This window comes from Pseudomonas indica NBRC 103045, assembly GCF_002091635.1.
GTDB lineage: Bacteria > Pseudomonadota > Gammaproteobacteria > Pseudomonadales > Pseudomonadaceae > Pseudomonas_M > Pseudomonas_M indica.
In genome coordinates this window covers 77,031-97,695 of record NZ_BDAC01000014.1, presented here as the reverse complement: position 1 = coordinate 97,695, position 20,665 = coordinate 77,031, and the positions used below count along the sequence as shown (strand labels likewise).

General features: G+C 63.7%; 18 protein-coding genes. 8 read left to right on the top strand and 10 right to left on the bottom strand.

The genetic code is table 11. From position 1 onward, the window contains the following. Window positions 1-23: 23 nt before the first annotated feature. The 5 genes from carA to grpE form a co-directional block, all read right to left on the bottom strand. On the bottom strand, window positions 24-1,160 hold the full coding sequence (carA, locus tag PIN01S_RS17230; protein WP_084337204.1) for a glutamine-hydrolyzing carbamoyl-phosphate synthase small subunit: 1,137 nt from the start codon (window positions 1,158-1,160) through the stop codon (window positions 24-26). A gap of 238 nt (window positions 1,161-1,398) precedes the next feature. Further along, window positions 1,399-2,205, bottom strand: coding sequence for a 4-hydroxy-tetrahydrodipicolinate reductase (gene dapB / locus PIN01S_RS17225; RefSeq protein WP_084337202.1), 807 nt, complete (start codon window positions 2,203-2,205; stop codon window positions 1,399-1,401). A 61-nt stretch (window positions 2,206-2,266) separates the two neighbouring features. Next, window positions 2,267-3,397 (bottom strand): molecular chaperone DnaJ, encoded by a 1,131-nt coding sequence (gene dnaJ, locus PIN01S_RS17220; RefSeq protein WP_084337200.1) that lies wholly within the window; start codon window positions 3,395-3,397, stop codon window positions 2,267-2,269. A 122-nt stretch (window positions 3,398-3,519) separates the two neighbouring features. Next, window positions 3,520-5,433 carry a molecular chaperone DnaK gene (gene dnaK / locus PIN01S_RS17215; protein WP_084337198.1) on the bottom strand — a complete coding sequence of 638 codons (1,914 nt, stop codon included), beginning with the start codon at window positions 5,431-5,433 and terminating at the stop codon, window positions 3,520-3,522. Window positions 5,434-5,531: 98 nt separating this feature from the next. Next, on the bottom strand, window positions 5,532-6,101 hold the full coding sequence (grpE, locus tag PIN01S_RS17210) for a nucleotide exchange factor GrpE (RefSeq protein ID WP_084337196.1): 570 nt from the start codon (window positions 6,099-6,101) through the stop codon (window positions 5,532-5,534). Window positions 6,102-6,256: 155 nt separating this feature from the next. Between grpE and recN the strand changes: the two genes are divergently transcribed. Further along, complete coding sequence (gene recN / locus PIN01S_RS17205) at window positions 6,257-7,933, top strand: DNA repair protein RecN (protein WP_084337194.1); 1,677 nt, start codon at window positions 6,257-6,259, stop codon at window positions 7,931-7,933. 73 nt (window positions 7,934-8,006) lie between these two features. On the opposite strand, the gene fur is transcribed toward recN, so the two are convergent. Next, complete coding sequence (gene fur / locus PIN01S_RS17200) at window positions 8,007-8,411, bottom strand: ferric iron uptake transcriptional regulator (protein WP_084337192.1); 405 nt, start codon at window positions 8,409-8,411, stop codon at window positions 8,007-8,009. A 97-nt stretch (window positions 8,412-8,508) separates the two neighbouring features. On the opposite strand from fur, the gene PIN01S_RS17195 reads away from it, so the two are divergent. Next, entirely contained in the window at window positions 8,509-9,027 is a 519-nt protein-coding gene (locus tag PIN01S_RS17195; protein ID WP_084337190.1) for an outer membrane protein assembly factor BamE, read from the top strand. Window positions 9,028-9,081: 54 nt separating this feature from the next. On the opposite strand, the gene PIN01S_RS17190 is transcribed toward PIN01S_RS17195, so the two are convergent. The 3 genes from PIN01S_RS17190 to PIN01S_RS17180 are packed head-to-tail and all read right to left on the bottom strand — an operon-like array spanning window position 9,082 to window position 11,240. Then, window positions 9,082-9,402 carry an RnfH family protein gene (locus PIN01S_RS17190; RefSeq protein ID WP_084337188.1) on the bottom strand — a complete coding sequence of 107 codons (321 nt, stop codon included), beginning with the start codon at window positions 9,400-9,402 and terminating at the stop codon, window positions 9,082-9,084. After that, window positions 9,395-9,829 (bottom strand): type II toxin-antitoxin system RatA family toxin, encoded by a 435-nt coding sequence (locus PIN01S_RS17185; RefSeq protein WP_084337186.1) that lies wholly within the window; start codon window positions 9,827-9,829, stop codon window positions 9,395-9,397. The genes PIN01S_RS17190 and PIN01S_RS17185 overlap by 8 nt, the downstream gene beginning before the upstream one ends. Before the next feature lie 7 nt (window positions 9,830-9,836). Further along, on the bottom strand, window positions 9,837-11,240 hold the full coding sequence (locus PIN01S_RS17180; protein WP_084337184.1) for a sodium-dependent transporter: 1,404 nt from the start codon (window positions 11,238-11,240) through the stop codon (window positions 9,837-9,839). Between the two features lie 168 nt (window positions 11,241-11,408). On the opposite strand from PIN01S_RS17180, the gene smpB reads away from it, so the two are divergent. Continuing rightward, window positions 11,409-11,891, top strand: coding sequence for an SsrA-binding protein SmpB (gene smpB, locus PIN01S_RS17175; RefSeq protein WP_084337182.1), 483 nt, complete (start codon window positions 11,409-11,411; stop codon window positions 11,889-11,891). 55 nt (window positions 11,892-11,946) lie between these two features. Here smpB and PIN01S_RS17170 read toward each other — a convergent pair whose 3' ends face one another. Next, on the bottom strand, window positions 11,947-12,729 hold the full coding sequence (locus PIN01S_RS17170) for a GntR family transcriptional regulator (RefSeq protein WP_084337180.1): 783 nt from the start codon (window positions 12,727-12,729) through the stop codon (window positions 11,947-11,949). Between the two features lie 321 nt (window positions 12,730-13,050). On the opposite strand from PIN01S_RS17170, the gene PIN01S_RS17165 reads away from it, so the two are divergent. From PIN01S_RS17165 to PIN01S_RS17145, 5 genes are all read left to right on the top strand, one after another. Then, the gene (locus PIN01S_RS17165; RefSeq protein WP_084337178.1) at window positions 13,051-14,745 is read left to right on the top strand and encodes an L-lactate permease; all 1,695 of its coding nucleotides are present in this window, start codon (window positions 13,051-13,053) and stop codon (window positions 14,743-14,745) included. An 81-nt stretch (window positions 14,746-14,826) separates the two neighbouring features. Then, complete coding sequence (locus PIN01S_RS17160; protein WP_084337176.1) at window positions 14,827-15,651, top strand: (Fe-S)-binding protein; 825 nt, start codon at window positions 14,827-14,829, stop codon at window positions 15,649-15,651. Further along, on the top strand, window positions 15,648-17,108 hold the full coding sequence (locus PIN01S_RS17155) for a LutB/LldF family L-lactate oxidation iron-sulfur protein (RefSeq protein ID WP_084337174.1): 1,461 nt from the start codon (window positions 15,648-15,650) through the stop codon (window positions 17,106-17,108). Before PIN01S_RS17160 ends, PIN01S_RS17155 begins: the two co-directional genes overlap by 4 nt. Further along, the gene (locus PIN01S_RS17150; protein ID WP_084337172.1) at window positions 17,105-17,776 is read left to right on the top strand and encodes a LutC/YkgG family protein; all 672 of its coding nucleotides are present in this window, start codon (window positions 17,105-17,107) and stop codon (window positions 17,774-17,776) included. Before PIN01S_RS17155 ends, PIN01S_RS17150 begins: the two co-directional genes overlap by 4 nt. After that, window positions 17,773-20,610: an FAD-binding and (Fe-S)-binding domain-containing protein gene (locus PIN01S_RS17145; RefSeq protein WP_084337170.1), complete on the top strand. Its 2,838-nt coding sequence runs from the start codon at window positions 17,773-17,775 to the stop codon at window positions 20,608-20,610. Before PIN01S_RS17150 ends, PIN01S_RS17145 begins: the two co-directional genes overlap by 4 nt. The last annotated feature ends 55 nt before the right edge of the window (window positions 20,611-20,665 follow it).

Genomic DNA, 20,665 nt, shown 5'->3' with positions numbered 1-20,665 from the left:
AATCCTTGGGTCAGTCGGCAGGCTTAGCGGCGCTTGGCCATGGCTTCGATGAAGCGATCGAACAGCGGGGCCACGTCATGCGGGCCGGGGCTGGCTTCGGGGTGGCCCTGGAAGCTGAAGGCCACCTTGTCGGTACGCTCGATGCCTTGCAGAGTGCCGTCGAACAGCGACTTGTGGATGGCGCGAACGTTGCCCGGCAGGGTCGACTCGTCCACGGCGAAACCGTGGTTCTGACTGGTGATCATCACCACACCGGTATCGAGGTCCTGCACCGGGTGGTTGGCACCATGGTGACCATGGCCCATCTTCACCGTCTTGGCGCCGGAAGCCAGGGCGAGCAGCTGGTGGCCCAGGCAGATACCGAATACGGGAATGTCGGTTTCCAGGATGTCCTGGATGGCCTTGATTGCGTAATCGCAAGGCTCGGGATCGCCCGGGCCGTTGGACAGGAAGACGCCGTCCGGATTCAGGGCCAGCACCTCGCTGGCCGGGGTCTGCGCGGGAACCACGGTCAGGCGGCAACCACGGGCGACCAGCATGCGCAGGATGTTCAGCTTGACGCCATAGTCATAAGCAACGACATGGTAGGGAAGCTGCTCCGCGGGGATTTCGGGATGGCTGTCGGTGGCCAGGTTCCAGACGCTGGAGCGCCACTCGTAGCGCTCACGGCAGCTCACTTCCTTGGCGAGGTCCATGCCCTTCAGGCCGGGGAAGCTGCGGGCCAGTTCCAGGGCCTTTTCCTCGGTGGCGTCTTCGCCGGCGAGAATGCAGCCATTCTGCGAGCCCTTCTCGCGCAGGATACGGGTCAGGCGACGGGTATCGATACCGGCAATGGCTACGGTACCGTTCTCTTTCAGGTACTCGGGAAGAGACTGCTTGTTACGCCAGTTGCTGGCCAGCAGCGGCAGGTCACGAATGACTAGGCCGGCAGCCCAGACGCGGTTGGCCTCGGCATCTTCCGGCGTGGTGCCGGTGTTGCCGATGTGCGGGTAAGTCAGGGTCACGATCTGCTGGGCATAGGAAGGATCGGTGAGGATTTCCTGATAGCCGGTCATGGCGGTGTTGAACACCACCTCACCGACGGTCTGACCGTCGGCGCCGATGGATTCGCCGCGAAAGATGCTGCCATCGGCAAGGGCGAGTATGGCTGGCTTAGTCAAGAAGACCTCCCGTAAATCAAGCCGTTTCACGCAAACGCAGGTTGTAAAAAAGCGGAATGACGTGTGAACACATCATCCCGCTTGTTTTCGAATTGTCTGCGTGCTTTTAGTGGACACACTAAAGCTGTAGGTTACAGCAAAAGGCAGCCCCGGTCTAGGCAAAAAGCCCAGCGAATCCATGGGTTGCACCGGGCCTTTCGTCCGTTTTTCAACACAAGGGCATCTTCCGGCCTGCCCGTCAGTCTTTCAGGCCAAGCACGTCCTGCATGTCATACAACGCCGGCTCCCGCCCTTCGAGCCAGAGAGCCGCACGCACCGCCCCCTTGGCGAAGGTCATGCGGCTGGATGCCTTGTGGGTGATCTCGACCCGCTCGCCTTCGGCGGCGAACAGCACGGTATGGTCGCCCACGACATCCCCGGCGCGCACCGTGGCGAAGCCGATGGTTTCGCGAGCACGGGCACCAGTCTGGCCTTCCCGCCCATAGACCGCGACTTTCTCAAGGTCACGCCCGAGCGCGTTGGCGACCACTTCGCCCATGCGCAGAGCCGTTCCGGAGGGAGCATCCACTTTGTGACGGTGATGCGCCTCGATGATCTCAATATCCACCTCGTCACCCAGCACGCGCGCCGCGGTATCCAGCAGCTTGAGGCACAGATTGACACCCACGCTGAAGTTAGCAGCGAACACGATGGGAATCTCCCGCGACGCGTCCACCAACTGCTGTTTTTCCTCGGCAGTGAACCCCGTGGTGCCGATCACCATCGCCTTGCCGGCCTGGCGGCAAACCGCGAGGTTCTTCAGGGTCACGCTGGGATGGGTGAAATCGATGAGCACATCGAACTCATCCACCACCTTACTCAGTTCGTCGGACAGGAGAACACCGATCCGGCCAATGCCGGCCAGCTCTCCGGCATCCGCGCCGATCAACGTGCTGCTCGGCCGATCGATGGCCGCGGTCAGGCCCGCATCGGGCGCCTGCTGTACCGCTTCCACCAGCGTCTTGCCCATGCGCCCGGCGGCGCCCATCACTGCAATACGTCGCATAACACCCGCTCCAAACCGTAGCTCCCGAACCACCAACACATGGCTAGCGGCGGAATCTCATTTACAGATCGCCGAAAAAGCGCTTCATGCCTTCGAACCAGCCACTGGCCTTCGGCGAGTGGGAGCTGTCGTTCTGCAGGCTTTTGCGGAACTCTTCGAGCAGATCACGCTGGCGCTTGTCCAGGTTGACCGGCGTTTCCACCACGACCCGGCACATCAAGTCGCCGGCACCGCCACCGCGTACCGGCGCCACCCCCTTGCCGCGCAAGCGGAACAGTTTGCCGGTCTGGGTGCCTTCCGGAATCTTCAGCTTGACCCGTCCATCCAGCGTCGGGACCTCGAGCTCCCCGCCTAATGCCGCGTCAGCGAAGCTGATCGGCACTTCGCAGTAGAGATGCTTGCCATCGCGCTGGAAGATCGGGTGCTCGCGCACACTGACCACCACATAGAGATCACCCGGCGGACCACCCATGACGCCCGCCTCGCCCTCTCCGGAGAGACGGATGCGATCGCCGGTATCGACGCCCGCCGGCACCTTGACCGACAGCGTCTTGTGCTCTTCCACCCGCCCCTGGCCATGGCAGGTGCCGCAAGGGTCGGAAATCATCTTGCCCGTGCCATGGCAGCGCGGACAGGTCTGCTGCACCGAGAAGAACCCCTGCTGCATGCGGACCTGACCGATACCGCCACAGGTGGTACAAGTGACCGGAGTAGTACCCTTCTTGGCGCCGGAGCCATCGCAGGTCTTGCAGTTGACCAGGGTAGGCACACGGATGGTCACCGTGGTGCCGCGCACGGCTTCTTCCAGGTCCAGCTCGAGGGTGTAACGCAGGTCGCTGCCCCGCTGGGCACCGCCTCGCGCACCACCACGGCCGCCGCCGAAGAAATCGCTGAAGACATCGCCGAAGATATCGGAGAAATTCGCCCCGCCGAACCCGGCACCCGCCGCACCACCGCCCATGCTCGGGTCCACGCCGGCATGGCCATACTGATCGTAGGCGGCGCGCTTATTGGCATCGGACAGTACTTCGTAGGCCTCGTTGGCCTCCTTGAATTTGTCTTCGGATGCCTTGTCGCCCGGGTTGCGGTCAGGATGGTGCTTCATCGCCAGACGGCGATAGGCCTTTTTCAGCTCCGCCTCGCTGGCTCCGCGCTCGACGCCCAGCACTTCGTAATAATCACGCTTGGCCATAGATTTCCTGCACCTTCAATTCATACCTCCAGACACGCCGGCGCGGGAGCAAGCTCCCGCGCAGTACATGATGCCTGCCGCAGACACTCCGCAGCAGGCTGGAGCGGAAGCAAGCCGACAGCTTACTTGTTGTCCTTGACCTCTTCGAACTCGGCGTCGACCACATCATCCGCAGTCTTGGCTTCGTCCGCCCCCTGGGCAGCCTCGCCGGCCTGGGCCTGCTCGGCGTACATCTTCTGCGCCAGCGGCGTAGAAGCCTGGGACAGCGCATTCATCTTGGCTTCGATCTCGGCCTTGTCGTCGCCCTTCACCGCCAGCTCCAAGTCGGACAGCGCCTTCTCGATCGCCGCCTTCTCTTCGGCGGTTGCCTTGTCGCCAGCCTCGGTGACCATCTTGCGGGTCGCATGCACCAGCGCATCGCCCTGGTTACGCGCAGCCGCCAGCTCTTCGAACTTGCGGTCTTCCTCGGCATTCGCCTCGGCATCGCGAACCATCTGCTGAATTTCCTCCTCGGACAGACCCGAGTTGGCCTTGATCACGATGGACTGCTGCTTGCCGGTAGCCTTGTCCTTCGCGCCGACATGCAGGATGCCGTTGGCGTCGATGTCGAAGGTCACTTCAATCTGCGGCACACCACGCGGGGCCGGCGGAATATCGGCCAGGTCGAACTTGCCCAGCGACTTGTTCTGCGCGGCCTGCTTGCGCTCGCCCTGCAGCACGTGAATAGTCACGGCGCTCTGGTTGTCGTCGGCAGTCGAGAACACCTGCGATTTCTTGGTCGGAATGGTGGTGTTCTTCTCAATCAGCGGCGTCATCACGCCACCCAGGGTTTCGATACCCAGGGTCAGCGGAGTCACGTCCAGCAGCAGCACGTCCTTCACGTCGCCAGCCAGCACGGCACCCTGGATGGCTGCACCGATGGCCACGGCTTCGTCCGGGTTGACGTCCTTGCGCGCTTCCTTGCCGAAGAACTCGGCCACGCGCTTCTGCACCAGCGGCATACGGGTCTGGCCGCCGACCAGGATCACGTCATGGATGTCGGACACGTCGATGCCGGCATCCTTCAGCGCAATGCGGCAAGGCTCGATGGTCCGCTCGACCAGGTCTTCCACCAGCGCTTCCAGCTTGGCGCGGGAAATCTTCACGTTGAGGTGCTTCGGACCGGTCTGATCGGCCGTGATGTACGGCAGGTTGACGTCGGTCTGCTGGCTGGAGGACAGCTCGATCTTGGCCTTCTCGGCAGCCTCTTTCAGACGCTGCATCGCCAGCGGGTCGCCCTTCAGGTTCATGCCGGTTTCTTTCTTGAATTCGTCGACGAGGTAGTCGATCAGACGAATGTCGAAGTCCTCACCGCCGAGGAAGGTGTCGCCGTTGGTCGCCAGCACTTCGAACTGGTGCTCACCGTCCACCTCGGCGATCTCGATCACCGACACGTCGAAGGTACCGCCGCCCAGGTCATAGACGATCACGGTGTGGTCGCCCTTGGCCTTGTCCATGCCATAGGCAAGTGCCGCCGCGGTCGGCTCGTTGATGATGCGCTTGACGTCCAGGCCGGCGATACGACCGGCGTCCTTGGTGGCCTGGCGCTGGCTGTCGTTGAAGTAGGCCGGAACGGTGATCACCGCTTCGGTGACCGGCTCGCCGAGGTAGTCTTCGGCAGTCTTCTTCATTTTCTTCAGCACTTCGGCGGAAATCTGCGGAGGTGCCATCTTCTGGCCCTTCACTTCCACCCAGGCGTCGCCGTTGTCGGCCTTGACGATGCTGTACGGCACCATCTTGATGTCTTTCTGCACGACGTCTTCTTCGAAGCGACGACCGATCAAGCGCTTCACCGCGTACAGGGTGTTCTGCGGGTTGGTCACCGCCTGGCGCTTGGCCGACTGGCCAACGAGGGTTTCGCCATCGTTGGTGTAGGCGATGATGGACGGCGTAGTGCGCCCGCCCTCGGCGTTCTCGATGACCTTGACGTTACCGTTCTCCAGGATCGCCACGCAGGAGTTGGTGGTTCCCAGGTCGATACCGATGATTTTGCCCATGTTCACTCTCCCGAAACTTGGATTTGCTGGCGTCCCGCTTCACCGGTTACGCCGAAATGACTTGCTTGGCACAACAGATGGGGGCCAAGCGACGAATTTCAAGCCTTCTCGTCGATCGAAGGCGGAGTCGCCGCCGGCGCCTTGCTGACTACCACCATGGCCGGACGCAACAGACGGCCATTCAGCAGGTAGCCCTTCTGGAATACCTTCAGCACGCTGCCCGGTTCGACATGGGTGCTTTCTTCCATGGCCATCGCCTGGTGATGTTCCGGATTGAAGGGGGCGCCATGAGGGTCCACGGGCTCGACCTGGTAGCGCTTGAGCGTGTCGTGGAACATCTTCAGGGTCAGTTCCATGCCCTCGCGCATCGGCCGGATCGACTCGTCGTCCGGGCTGGACAGCTCCAAGCCGCGCTCCAGGCTATCCACGACCGGCAACAGATCCCCGGCGAACCGCTCCAGCGCGAATTTGTGTGCCTTTTCGACATCCTGCTCGGCACGGCGACGGACGTTCTGCACCTCGGCCGCGACGCGCAGAGCCTGGTCCTGGGCGGCAGCCAACTGCTCTTCCAGGGACTGGACGCGCGCGCTGAGATCGTTACCGGCCTCCGCCTCCGCAGCCAGGTTTTCTTCAGGGGTCTGGTTATCCAGGTTCTGTTCGTCAGCCATGCGTTCCTCCTCTCGAAAACATTCACGGGCCTGGCCCGCGCTTCTGCCGCCCTATATGGGGACGCAATCCGGCGCTTCAAGGGGAAGGAGGATTGTCAGGGCGAAACAAAATACTGTACAAATACACAGCCATCACATTTGCCGGGAGTCTAGCCATGCTGGTGCACCTGTCCGTCCATAACTACGCCATCGTCGAACACCTCGATCTCGAGCTGGATCGGGGCATGAGCGTCATCACCGGGGAAACCGGTGCGGGCAAATCCATCATGCTGGACGCCCTCGGCCTGACCCTCGGCGACCGCGCCGACAGCGGTGTGGTCCGCCCCGGTGCGGACAAGGCCGACATCCTCGCCAGCTTCGATCTCGGCGACATCCCGGAAGCCCGCGCCTGGCTCGCCGAGCGCGACCTGGACAGCGAGGGCCCGTGCATCCTGCGCCGGGTCATCACGGCTGAAGGTCGCTCCCGCGCCTATATCAATGGATCGCCCTGCCCCCAGGGCGACCTGAAGACGCTAGGCGAACTGCTGATCGATATCCACAGCCAGCACGAACACCAATCTCTGTTGAAAGCCGAAACTCATCGCCGCCTGCTAGACGAGTACGCCGGCAGCCAGGAACTGGCCCGCCAGGTGCAATTGGCCGCCCAGCGCTGGCGCCAGACCCGCCAGGAACTCGAGCGAATTTCCAACAGCAGCGACGAACAGCGCGCCCGCCAGCAATTGCTCAGCTACCAACTGGAAGAACTGGAAAACCTCGCCCTGGGCGACAACGAGCTGGAGCAACTGGAACAAGAACACAAGGCCCTCAGCAACTCCGAACAATTGCTCAGCGCCTGCCGCCAGGTGCTCGACCTGTGCAGCGAAAGCGATGCGGGCAATGTGTTGTCGGCACTGACCGCCAGCCTGCATCGACTGAATGCCTTCCACAGCCAGCCGGGCGCCATCGGCGAGGCGGTGAATCTGCTGGCCAGCGCGCAAATCCAGGTCGAAGAGGCCGTCGGTGAACTGAACCGTTTCCTCGACCATTTCGACGCGGACCCGGAGCGTCAGCGTTACCTGGAAGAACGCCTCGACAACATCTATACGCTCGCCCGCAAGCACCGCATCCAGCCAGGCGAACTCGGAGCGCTGCAACAGCAACTGCTCGACGAGCTGGAAAACCTCAACGCCGATGACGAGGCCGTCGAACGCCTCGCCGAAGAACTGACGGCTTACGCCCGTCATTACCAAGAAAAGGCGGCCGAACTCAGCGCTCTGCGGAACGAAGCCGCCGGCCGACTGGCCAGTGCCGTGCAACAGGAAATGCAGCGCCTGGGCATGCCCGGTGGCCGCTTCAGTGTCGAACTGCGCAGCAGCAATGCCGAAGAGCCGCAGCCCTACGGCCTGGAGCAGGTGGAATTCCTGGTCAGCGCCAACCCCGGCCAGCCTTTGAAGCCATTGGCCAAAGTGGCCTCGGGTGGCGAACTGTCGCGCATCAGCCTGGCGATCCAGGTGATCACGGCGCAAACGTCCCGGGTTCCCACGCTGGTCTTCGACGAAGTGGACGTCGGAATCGGCGGCCCGACCGCCGAGGTTGTCGGGCAATTGCTCCGCCGCCTGGGCGAACGCGGCCAAGTGCTGACGGTCACACACCTGCCACAAGTGGCTGCACAAGGGCACCATCATCTCTTCGTGCACAAACTGCGCGGCAGCGAGGAAACCCGGACCGCCGTCGCCAAACTGGACGGCACCCAGCGGGTCGAGGAAATTGCCCGAATGCTTGGCGGCGTCGACCTCACCGAGGAATCCCTGGCACACGCTCGCCAGATGGTGACAGCCGCCAAGGCCGCCTGAGCGAGCGCTTCGCCCTGAAGTGAGCCGCAAGAAAAAAGGCGACCCGAAGGTCGCCTTTTTTACATGTTACACATCACTTTTTCTTGCGGACGTAGAGCACCAAGTTGTGGTCAACCAGCTCGAAGCCGTGCTCCCTGACGATTTCCTTCTGGCGCTTCTCGATCTCGGAGTCCATGAACTCGATGACTTCACCGGTATCCACGCAGACCATGTGATCGTGGTGACCGCTGTCAGCCAGCTCGAATACCGCATGGCCACCGTCGAAGTTGTGGCGAACGACGAGGCCGGCGGCCTCGAACTGGGTCAGCACGCGATACACCGTGGCCAGACCGACATCCTCGCCAGCCTCCATCAGCGCCTTGTAGACATCTTCGGCACTCATGTGACGCTGATCGGCGGAGTCAAGCATCTGCAGGATCTTGACCCTCGGCAATGTCACTTTCAGGCCAGCTTTGCGTAGTTCGCTATTTTCAACCATGGTCGGCTTTCTCGTGGATGCTGCTTCGCAGCTTCCTTCAATGCAGGTATGATCGGAATTTACGTTGCCCAGCCAAGATAGTGGAAGTCTCCCACCGATGCAAAACACCAAGCTCTTGCTGACCAGCCTTAGCCTGACGGGGCTGCTGGCTCTCGCCGGCTGTTCTTTCCCCGGGGTTTACAAAATCGACATTCAGCAGGGCAATGTCGTGACGCAGGACATGATAGACCAGTTGCGGCCTGGAATGACCCGTCGGCAAGTGCGGTTTATCATGGGCAACCCCTTGATTACCGACACTTTCCACGCCAACCGCTGGGACTACCTGTACAGTATCCAGCCGGGCGGTGGCCAGCGTCAGCAGGAGCGTGTCAGTCTGGTTTTCGACGGCAACGATCAACTGGTTGGCCTCGCCGGTGACTTCATGCCCGGCGTCAGCCGCGACGAAGCGATCCTGGGGCAGGATGGCAAGACCACCGTCACACCGAAAGCCGAGCGGCCCAAGACCGAAGAACCAGCCAAGCCGGGCTCTCTGCTGGAACAGATCCAGCGCGAAGTGGACGACGTCGAGACCGTGCCGGTTCCGACTCCGGAGCCACTGGACACCAATCCCCAGTGATCCACGCGAGCTCATGAAAAAGCCCGGCATTTTCGCCGGGCTTTTTCATGGGACTCACTCGCCGCCTTCTTCCTGCTTCGCCTTCGCCGCCTTGGCCGCGCGCTGCTTGCGCACCTCCTTCGGGTCGGCAATCAGCGGACGATAGATCTCGACCCGCTCCCCCTCCTCCAAGACGCGATCCTCCGGCTTGGCCACGGCCTTGCCGAAAATGCCCAGTGGACTGCTGGCTAGGTCCAGGCCGGGGAAATGCGCATCCAGCCCCGAGCGTAGCGCCGCTTCGCGGACCGTGGTGCCGTAAGACACGGTGAGACGCAACAGTTTCTGTTTGTCCGCCAGGGCGTAGACCACTTCGACGGCAATGCTCCGATTATCCATAGAGTTGTTTCGCTCTCTGGCAGAAGGCATCCACAAGGGTATTGGCGGCCTGGTTGAACAGCGGCCCAAGGGTGGCCTTGACCAGCGGCCCGGCGTAATCGAAGGAGAGATCCAGGCTGATCTTGCAGGCTTTCTCGGTCAGCGCCTTGAAGTGCCAGACACCGTGCAGATGGGAAAACGGACCATTTTCCAGGTTCATCACGATGGATTGCCCCGGCTCCAGGATATTGCGGGTGACGAAGTACTGACTCAGGCCGCCCTTGGCCACCGTCAGGCTCGCACGCATTTCCGTCTCGCTGGACTCCAGCACCTCGCTGGCCGAGCACCAAGGCAGGAACGCCGGGTAGCTCGCCACGTCGTTGACCAGATCATAGAGCGCCCTGGCCGGGTAAGGCAGAAGCGCGGAACGTTGGATATGCGTCGTCATAGCTCGGTTACTTCGTCAGTTCGGCGACAAACACCACCAGCACACCGATGGGCGCCACCACCCGCATCAACCAGTAGACCAGCGAGAACAGCACGGGACTCCGGAACGCCAATTCCTCGCGAACCGCATCGCGCCCAAGCACCCAGCCGGCGAAGAGCACGAAGGAGAGGCCGCCCAGCGGCAGCAGGATACGACTGGTCAGGTAGTCGATGCTGTCAAAGAAATTCTTTCCGCCCTCGGCGCCCCATTGGAACAGATGGAAGCCGTCCACGGCAAAAACGAAGAACTTGGCCTCGCTCCAGATGTTGAAGGAGAACACCGTCCCCATGCCCACCAGCCAGCACAACAGCGCCAGGATAGACGTGATCAGCGTCCGACTCCGTCCGGTGCGTTCCACCAGGTAGGCTACCGCCGGCTCGAGCATGGAAATCGACGACGTCCAGGCCGCGACCATGACCAGGATGAAGAACACCGTCCCCATGACCTGGCCGAATGCGATGTTGCCGAAGGCCACCGGCAGGGTGATGAACATCAGCCCCGGCCCGGCACCCGGCTCCATGCCGCCGGCGAAGACGATCGGGAACAGCGCCAGCCCCGCGGTAAGCGCCACCAGCGTATCGAGGATACCGACCGTCAGCACGGTGGCACCGATGGATGCCTTCTTCGGCATGTAGGAGCCGTACACCATGATCGAGCCCACCCCCACGCTGAGCGTGAAGAAGGCATGGCCCATGGCGGCGAGTACACCGTCCAGCACTTTTTCCGGCTGGAAGCTGAACAGGAAGTGGAACCCTTCCATGAAATGGCCGGTGGTGAAGCTGTAGCCCAGGAGGATCAGCAACAGCACGAACAGCAACGGCATCATCACGCGCAGACTGCGCTCCAGACCCGCCACCACCCCGCGGGCAATGACGAAACCCGTCAGCACCATGAACAGGGTGTGCCAGAGGGTCAGGCGCCAGGGATCGCCGATCAGGCCGCCGAAACTGGCGCCGGCGTTCTCGGCGCTGATGCCGTTGAACTGCCCGCGCCCCATGCCGACGATGTAATCCAGCGACCAACCGGCCACCACGCTATAGAAGGAAAGAATCAGCAGGGCACCGACCATCCCCATCAGCGCAGCCCAGGACCAGCGTGGCGAGGCGCCGGAGTCGAGCGCCAGGCTCTTCAGCGAGTTCACCGGGCTCTGCCGCCCGCGTCGGCCGATCAAGGTTTCCGCCAGCATGATCGGCATGCCGACCAGCGCGATGCACACCAAGTACATCATGACGAAAGCTCCGCCGCCGTAGACGCCGGTCATGTAAGGGAACTTCCAGATATTGCCCAGGCCTACTGCCGATCCAGTGGCCGCCAGGATGAAGACCCAGCGGCTGGCCCATGAGCCATGGATGGAAACCTTGTCGTTCGCCATGTGCGCGCCCGTTTCACGTGCAAAAAAGATCGCGCATTGTCCGGGATTCGCCGAAGCCTCTCAAGCCATGGGGGTTCCAGCCCTGCCCTCGACTGGCATCAATCGGTGGAAAATCACGACGCGGCGGCAGTCGCCAGCGCCGTGGCGACTGCCTATAATGCGCGCCCTATGGCTAAACAAAAGAAACATCCGCAGGGCACCATCGCGCTGAACAAAAAAGCGCTGCATGACTATTTCATCGAACAGAAGTTCGAGGCCGGTCTCGCCCTGGCCGGCTGGGAAGTCAAGAGCCTGCGCGCCGGCAAGGCGCAACTGGTGGACAGCTACGTGCTGCTCAAGGACGGCGAAGCCTGGCTGCTCGGCAGCCACATCACGCCGCTGAAGACCGCCAGCACCCACGTCATCGCCGACCCCACCCGCACGCGCAAGTTGCTGCTGCACAAGCGCGAACTGGGCAAACTGTTCGGTGCCGTGCAGCAGAAAGGCTATGCCTGCGTCGCATTGTCGCTGTACTGGAAAAAGCACCTGATCAAGTGCGAAATCGCCCTGGTCAAGGGCAAGAAAGAGTTCGACAAGCGCGCCACCGAGAAAGAGCGGGATTCCGACCGCGAAATCCAGCGCGCCATGCGGACCAAGGGCAAGGACGAATAGCGGCAAGCAGCAAGCGGCGAGAAAAGCGGCGCGATTTAGCCGGAGCGGGCAAGCCTCATGGCTTGCCCGCTCCCAATTCAGCCCTGCGTTGGGCCCGGGCCACCCGCTGGGCCTCCTCTCGTACTTCGGCCAGCACTTCCTGCACGTAGTGAATGTGCCGGTTGGAAACTGCCCGGGCATCTTCCGCCCGCCCTTCGATGACCGCCTGGTATAGCTCGCGATGCTGACTCATCAGCATGTCGCGGGTTTCGCTGCGCTGGGCATACATGCCACCGATGTTGGTCACCACGTTGCGCCGCAGCAGATCGAACAAGCCTCGGATGGTATGCAGCAGCACCGCGTTATGGCTGGCTTCGGCGATCGCCAAGTGGAAGCGCGCATCGGCGGCGCCCTCCTCGGCCCGGCTGACCTTGCCGTGGCGGTCATAACAATCCTGCAACGCCTCGAACGCCTCGCGCAGCCGCTGGTGGTCCAGCTCGGTAGCACGCAACGCCGCATAGTAGGCGCACGAACCTTCCAGCGTGTGGCGGAACTCGAGAAGATCGCGCTGGGCTTCCGGATTGTTCTCCAGCAGATGCAGTAACGGATCACTGAACGTCGAGCCGAGCGACTCGGCGACATAGGTGCCGCCACCCTGCCGGCTGACCAGCAGCCCCTTGGCGGCGAGCTTCTGGATGGCCTCGCGCAGCGACGGGCGCGACACGCCGAACTGCTCGGCCAGCACCCGCTCCGCCGGCAGGCGTTCGCCGGCCTTGAGCGTGCCCTCGAGGATCATGGTTTCCAGCTGCGCGACGATGTCATCCGATAGACGGCGCTGGCGAACCTGTCCGACTTCCATATTCCCACCCTTACTGGTTTGACCACTGTCAGACGCTCTGCCGCGCCCTTTGCCGGCAAGCCTATCGGGCAGCATCGACGCACACAAGCGACGACACCGCGACCAAAGTCGTAGCCCCGGCAATTGACAGCACAGGAGCCCTGCTTTTACCCTGGCCGAGCCGTTTTGTAAATTGGTATTACCAATTTACACCCATACCGAGACCAACAATTCCAACAAGGCTGCCGAGGTATTCCAACATGCTGGTCATGCCCGCCGTTATCGCCGCTTCATCCCGTCCAATTTCCCTGCGCTCTCTGCGCGCCTGACCGGAGGCCTGCCATGCATTCCGGCCTGCTCGCCCTATTCGCCTTTTCGCCCATCCTGCTCGCCGCCGTCCTGCTGATCGGCCTGCGTTGGCCCGCCCGACGCGCCATGCCGCTGGTCTACCTGCTCACCGCCGGCATCGCGCTGTACGTGTGGGACATGAGTTTCAACCGGGTTCTCGCCTCCACCGTACAGGGCCTGGTGATCACCCTCGGCGTTCTATGGATCATCTTCGGCGCCATCCTGCTGCTGAATACTCTCAAGCACTCCGGCGGTATCACCGCGATCCGTGCCGGCTTCGCCACCATCAGCCCGGACCGCCGCGTCCAGGCGATCATCATCGCCTGGCTGTTCGGTTGCTTCATCGAAGGCGCATCCGGCTTCGGCACTCCGGCCGCAATCGCCGCGCCGCTGCTGGTCGCCATCGGCTTCCCGGCATTGGCCGCCGTGCTGCTCGGCATGCTGGTGCAGAGCACGCCGGTCTCCTTCGGTGCAGTCGGCACGCCGATCATCATCGGCGTCAACAGTGGCCTGGACACCGCCACCCTCGGCTCGCAGCTCACCGCACAAGGCTCCAGCTGGGACATCTTCCTGCAGCAGATCACCAGCAACGTGGCAATCATCCATGCCATCGTCGGCACCGTGATGCCGCTGATCATGGTGCTGATGCTGACCCGCTTCTTCGGCAAGGAAAAAAGCTGGAAAGCCGGTTTCGAGATCCTCCCGTTCGCCCTGTTCGCCGGTCTGGCGTTCACCCTGCCCTACGTCGCCACCGGCGTGTTCCTCGGCCCGGAATTCCCATCCCTGCTGGGCGGCCTAGTGGGCCTGGCCATCGTCACCACCGCCGCGCATTTCGGCTTCTTGGTGCCGAAGAACACCTGGGATTTCGCACCTGCCCAGGAGTGGCCGAGCGAGTGGCTGGGCAGCATCGAGATGAAGCTGGACGAACTGACCGCCAAGCCCATCGGCACCCTGCGCGCTTGGCTGCCCTACGTGCTGGTCGGCGCCCTGCTGGTGATCAGCCGCGTGTTCCCGGAAGTGGGCGCCGCATTGAAATCCGTGATCGTGGTGTTCCCGGACATCCTCGGCGAAACCGGCATCAAGGCCGACTTCATGCCGCTCTACCTGCCGGGCGGCATCCTTGTCGCGGTGGTCCTCGCCACTTTCTTCCTGCATGGCATGAAGGTTCGCGAACTGGGCGCGGCGGTCGGCGAATCGACCAAGGTCCTGCTGGGCGCCGGATTCGTGCTGCTGTTCACCGTGCCGATGGTGCGCATCCTGATCAACTCCGGAGTTAACGCCGCCGACCTGCCGAGCATGCCCATCGCCATGGCTCGCTACGTGGCCGACAGCGTCGGCTCGGTGTATCCGCTGCTGGCGCCGAGCGTCGGTGCGCTGGGTGCCTTCATCGCCGGTTCGAACACCGTGAGCAACATGATGCTCAGCCAGTTCCAGTACGGTGTGGCGCATAGCCTGGGCATCTCCGGTGCGTTGATCGTCGCTGTGCAGGCCATCGGTGCCGCGGCCGGCAACATGGTCGCCATCCACAACGTGGTAGCCGCCTCCGCGACGGTCGGCCTGCTCGGCCGCGAAGGGACTACCCTGCGTAAGACGGTATGGCCGACGCTGTACTACGTGTTCTTCACCGGCCTGGTTGCTCTGATCGCGATCTATGTGCTGGGCGTGACCGACCCGCTGGTTGGCCACTGATAACCGTGAACGTCACCCCGGCTTCGGCCGGGGCGACGTATTGAACCACCCGGATAACCGGGCCCACCCGGAGCCAAGCCGATGAGCGAGCTGTTCTACAACGCCGCGCCGAACGCCACCCGCGTTGCGCCGCCCCTGCCCGAACCCCGTCGCTATCCGACGCAGAAACCCGCGCAGGTCTACCTGTTCGGGACCTGCGTGATCGACCTGTTCTTCCCCAGCGCCGGCCTGGATGCGATTCGCCTGCTGCAACGCGAAGGCATCCGCGTCAGCTTTCCCCAGGGGCAGAGCTGCTGTGGCCAGCCGGCCTACACCTCCGGCTACACCGAGGAAGCGCGGGAAGTGGCGCGGGCCCAGTTGAAGCTGTTCGCCGAGGACTGGCCGCTGGTGGTGCCCTCCGGTTCTTGCGCCGGCATGATCCGTCACCATTACCCCGAGCTGTTCAAGGACGAGCCGGAAACCCTCGCCCAGGTCCAGGCACTGGCCGAACGCACCTACGAACTGGCCGAGTTCCTCCTGCATGTCTGCCGCGTCGAACTCCACGACCGCGGCCCGGCAGTGAAGGTGGCGCTGCACACGTCATGCAGTGCGCGCCGGGAGATGGACACACACCTGCACGGCCGCGCCCTGCTCGCCCAATTGAGCCAGGTGGAACGCGTCGAGCATGACCACGAAAGCGAATGCTGCGGCTTCGGCGGTACCTTCAGCGTGCGCATGCCGGACATTTCCGGCGCCATGGTGCTGGACAAGACCCGCGCCCTGAAAGGCTCCGGTGCCCATCAGGTGGTCAGTGCCGACTGCGGTTGCCTGATGAATATCAACGGCGCCCTGGAGAAGCAGAACGAAGCGCTGCGCGGCCAGCACCTGGCCAGTTTCCTCTGGCAACGCACCGGAGGTGTGTCGTGAACGACCTGTCGCGCATCCCAACCCTGCAGATCCAGGACGATTTCAAGACCAGGGCCCACAAGGCGCTGGGCGACGATCAACTGCGGCGGAATTTCCGCACCGCGATGGATTCGCTGATGACCAAGCGGGCCACCGCCTTCAGCGACGCCGACGAACGCGAACGGCTACGCGCCCTGGGCAACCGGGTCCGCGCCCGGGCGCTGTCGAAGTTGCCCGAGCTGCTGGAACGACTGGAAACCAACCTGACCCGCAACGGTGTGACCGTGCACTGGGCGGAAACGGTGGACGAGGCGAACGCCATCGTCCTCTCGATCATCCGCGCTCACGAGGCGCGGCAAGTGATCAAGGGCAAATCGATGGTCAGCGAAGAGATGGAAATGAACCATGTCCTCGCGGCCCAGGGCATCGAATGCCTGGAGTCGGACATGGGCGAATATATCGTCCAGCTCGACCACGAGAAGCCTTCCCATATCATCATGCCGGCTATCCACAAGAACGCCGGTCAGGTCGCGTCCTTGTTCCACGACAAACTCGGCGTGGAGTACACCAAGGACGTCGACCAGCTTATCCAGATCGGCCGCCGTACCCTGCGGCAGAAATTCTTCGAAGCGGACATCGGCGTCTCCGGGGTCAACTTCGCGGTGGCGGAAACCGGCACCCTGCTGCTGGTGGAAAACGAAGGCAACGGCCGCATGTCCACCACGGTGCCGCCAGTGCACATCGCCGTGACCGGCATCGAAAAGGTGGTGGAAAACCTGCGCGACGTGGTCCCGCTGCTCTCCCTACTGACCCGCTCGGCGCTGGGCCAGCCGATCACCACCTACGTCAACATGATCTCCGGGCCGCGCAAGGCGCACGAGCTGGACGGCCCCGAGGAAGTCCACCTAGTGCTGCTGGACAACGGCCGCAGCCAGGCCTTCGCCGACGGCGAGCTGCGCCAGACGCTGAACTGCATCCGCTGCGGCGCCTGCATGAACCACTGTCCGGTGTACACCCGTGTCGGCGGCCATACCTACGGCGAGGTCTACCCCGGCCCCATCGGCAAGATCATCACCCCACACATGGTCGGCCTGGACAAGGTACCGGACCACCCCAGCGCCTCCTCGCTGTGCGGCGCCTGCGGGGAAGTCTGTCCGGTGAAGATTCCGATTCCGTCGATCCTGCGGCGCCTGCGCGAGGAAAACATCAAGGCGCCGGACGATCCACACCCCATCATGCGCGGCCAGGGCAGCAAGTACTCGCCCCGCGAACGCCTGTTGTGGAAAGGCTGGCGCCTGCTCAACACCTCGCCGGCGCTGTATCGCACGTTCAGCTTCTTCGCCACTCGCCTGCGCGGCCTGACGCCCTCCAACATCGGGCCCTGGACACAGAATCACAGCGCACCGAAACCGGCCGCTCGCTCGCTGCATGAGCTGGCCCGCGAGCACCTGGGTGAAACACAGGGGGACCGTCCATGAGCGCCAAAGCCAACATCCTCGCCAAGCTGCGCAACAGCCTGGCCGGCACCACGCCGATCGCCGACGAATTCGACGAAAGCCTGCTGACCCAGCCGTGGACCTACGCGCCGGAGCAACGCATCGCCCGCCTGCGCCAGTTGATGGAAGCCGTGCACACGGAAATCCACCTGACCTCCGCTGCCGGCTGGCCGGCCCTGCTGGAGCAACTGCTGCACGACCGCCAGTTGCCCAGCCTGCTGATGGCGCCGAATACCTCCCACGGTCAGAAACTGCTCGCCCACTGGGCCGGACGCGAAGACCTGCCCCGTCTGAAGGCCTATGACCGCCCCATCGAGGAATGGAAAGCCGAGCTGTTCGACGACACGCCTGCCAGCCTCACCGGCACCCTGGGCGCCATCGCCGCCACCGGCAGCCTGATCCTCTGGCCGACCCGCGAAGAGCCGCGCCTGATGAGCCTGGTGCCGCCGGTGCATTTCGCCCTGCTCAAAGCCAGCGAAATCCACGACAACTTCTACGAGGTGCAGCGCAAGCAGCGCTGGGCCGAGGGCATGCCGACCAACGCCCTGCTGGTCTCGGGGCCGTCGAAGACCGCCGACATCGAGCAGGTCCTGGCCTATGGTGCCCACGGCCCGAAAGATCTGGTGGTGCTGATCCTGGAGGACGCATGACCGCTGCCGTGCCCCCTGCCCGCTCCCCGCTGCCGGCTGCCTTCCTCACCGACGCCGAGCGTTTGATCCCCCGCGAGCGGCGCTTCGACGATCCACTCTCGACCCTGGCCTTCGGTACCGACGCCAGCTTCTACCGGCTGATCCCCAAGCTGGTGGTGCGTGTCGAGTCCGAGCAGGAAGTCGTGCAACTGCTGCAATCGGCCAGCCGGCACCGTGTACCGGTGACCTTCCGTGCCGCCGGCACCAGCCTTTCCGGCCAGGCGATCAGCGATTCGGTGCTGATCGTCCTCGGCGACAACTGGAACGGTCGCGAAATTCTCCAGCAGGGCGAGCGTATCCGCCTGCAACCGGGCGTCATCGGCGCCCAGGCCAACGCCGTGCTGGCGCCGTTCAAGCGCAAGATCGGCCCCGACCCGGCCTCCATCGCCACCTGCAAGATCGGCGGCATCGTCGCCAACAACGCCAGCGGCATGTGCTGCGGCACCGCACAGAACAGCTACCACACCCTGGCCGGCATGCGCCTAGTGCTGGCCGACGGCAGCGTGCTGGACACCGAGGACGCCGTCAGCGTCGCGGCCTTCCACGCCACCCATGCCGACCTGCTGGCGCAACTGGCCGAGTTGGGCCGGGAGACCCGCGACAACACCGACCTGGCCGCGCGCATCCGTCACAAATACCGGCTGAAGAACACCACCGGCCTGTCGCTCAACGCCCTGGTGGATTACGACCAGCCGCTGGACATCCTCTGCCACCTGATGGTCGGCTCCGAAGGCACCCTCGGCTTTATCAGCTCGGTGACCTACGACACGGTGCCGGACCACCCGTACAAGGCCACCGCCTTCATCGTCTTCCCCGACGTGGACAACTGCTGCCGCGCGGTCAGCGTGCTCAAGCGCCAGCCAGTCTCCGCCGTCGAACTGCTCGACCGCCGCAGTCTGCGCTCGGTGCAAGGCAAGCCCGGCATGCCGGACTGGGTGATGGCGCTGTCGGGCAACGCCTGCGCCCTGCTCATCGAAACCCGCGCCGCCAGTGCATCGCTGCTGCAGGAGCAGAAGGCGCGGATCATGGAGGCGCTGGCCAGCTTCCCCGTGGAAAAACAGGTCGATTTCACCGAAGACCCGGTGGAGTTCGGCCGCCTGTGGGCGATCCGCAAGGACACCTTCCCCGCTGTCGGCGCCGTGCGCCAGACCGGCACCACCGTCATCATCGAAGACGTGACCTTCCCCATCGAGCAACTGGCCGAGGGCGTCAACCGCCTCATCGGCCTGTTCGAGAAGCACCGTTACGACGAAGCCATCCTGTTCGGCCATGCCCTGGAGGGCAATCTCCACTTCGTCTTCACCCAGGGCTTCGATTCGCCCGAGCAGGTGGCCCGCTACGAAGCCTTCATGCAGGACGTGGCTCAGCTGGTGGCGGTGGAGTTCGGCGGTTCGCTGAAGGCCGAGCATGGCACCGGGCGCAACATGGCGCCGTTCGTCGAGCTGGAATGGGGCAGCGAGGCGTACCGGCTGATGTGGCGGATCAAGCACCTGCTCGATCCGCTCGGCATCCTCAATCCGGACGTAGTGCTCAGCGAGGACAAGGACATCCACCTGAAGAACCTCAAGCCGCTGCCGGCCGCCGATCCCATCGTCGACAAGTGCATCGAATGCGGCTTCTGCGAGCCGGTCTGTCCCTCGCGCGGCCTGACCCTGACCCCGCGCCAGCGCATCGTCATGTACCGCGATATCCAGGCGAAGAAGCGCCGGGGCGAAGACACCGAAGCACTGGAGCGCGACTACCACTACCACGGCATCGACACCTGCGCCGCCACCGGCCTCTGCGCCCAGCGCTGCCCAGTGGGCATCAACACCGGCGACCTGGTTCGCAAACTGCGCAGCCTGGACGCGGACAACACGCGCACCGCCGACTGGCTGGCCGGGCACTTCGCCACGGCCGTACAAGGCACACGTTTCATACTCCATGTGGCCAACGGCGCCCGGCTGCTGCTCGGCGCCCCGTTGCTGGCGAAGACCTCGGCGGCGCTGCGCAAGGCCTCCGGCGAGCGCCTGCCGCAGTGGACGCCAGCGATGCCGCAGCCGCTGCAGACCCTGCGCCTACCCAAACCGAGCGGCGACCAGCGCCCCCGCGTCGTCTACCTGGCCGCCTGCGTGTCCCGCGCCATGGGCCCGTCGGCCACCGACGCGGAGCAAGTCCCGCTGATCGACAAGACCCGCGCCCTACTGGAAAAGGCCGGCTACCAAGTGGTTTTCCCGGATGACCTGAACAACCTCTGCTGCGGCCAACCCTTCGCCTCCAAGGGCTACGCCGATCAGGCCGAGCGCAAGCGTCGGGAAACCCTCGACGCGCTGCTCGAAGCCAGCCGTGGCGGGCTCGACCCGATCTACTGCGACACCAGCCCCTGCACCCTGCGGCTGGTCCAGGAGCTGGCGGACGAGCGGCTGAAGGTCTACGACCCGGTGCGCTTCATCCGCACCTTCCTGCTCGATCGCCTGGAGTTCGAGCCCCAGGAGGCTCCCATCGCGGTCCACGTCACCTGCAGCACCCAACACCTCGGCGAAGGCCCGGCGCTGATCGACATCGCCCGGCGCTGCGCCAAGACCGTGGTGGTCCCGGAAGGCATCCAATGCTGCGGCTTCGCCGGCGACAAGGGCTTCACCACACCGGAGCTGAACGGCCACGCGCTGCGCAGCCTGAAAGACGCGGTGCAGCACTGCGAAGAAGGCATCTCCACCAGCCGCACCTGCGAGATCGGCCTGAGCCAACATGGCGGCATCGACTATCACGGCCTGGTCTACCTGGTCGACCGGGTGACACGGCCGAAAGCCACCTGACACCCTCTTTTCAGCCCCGTTCGCGGGGCTTTTTTTCGCCTGCCCGGCTCTCCTG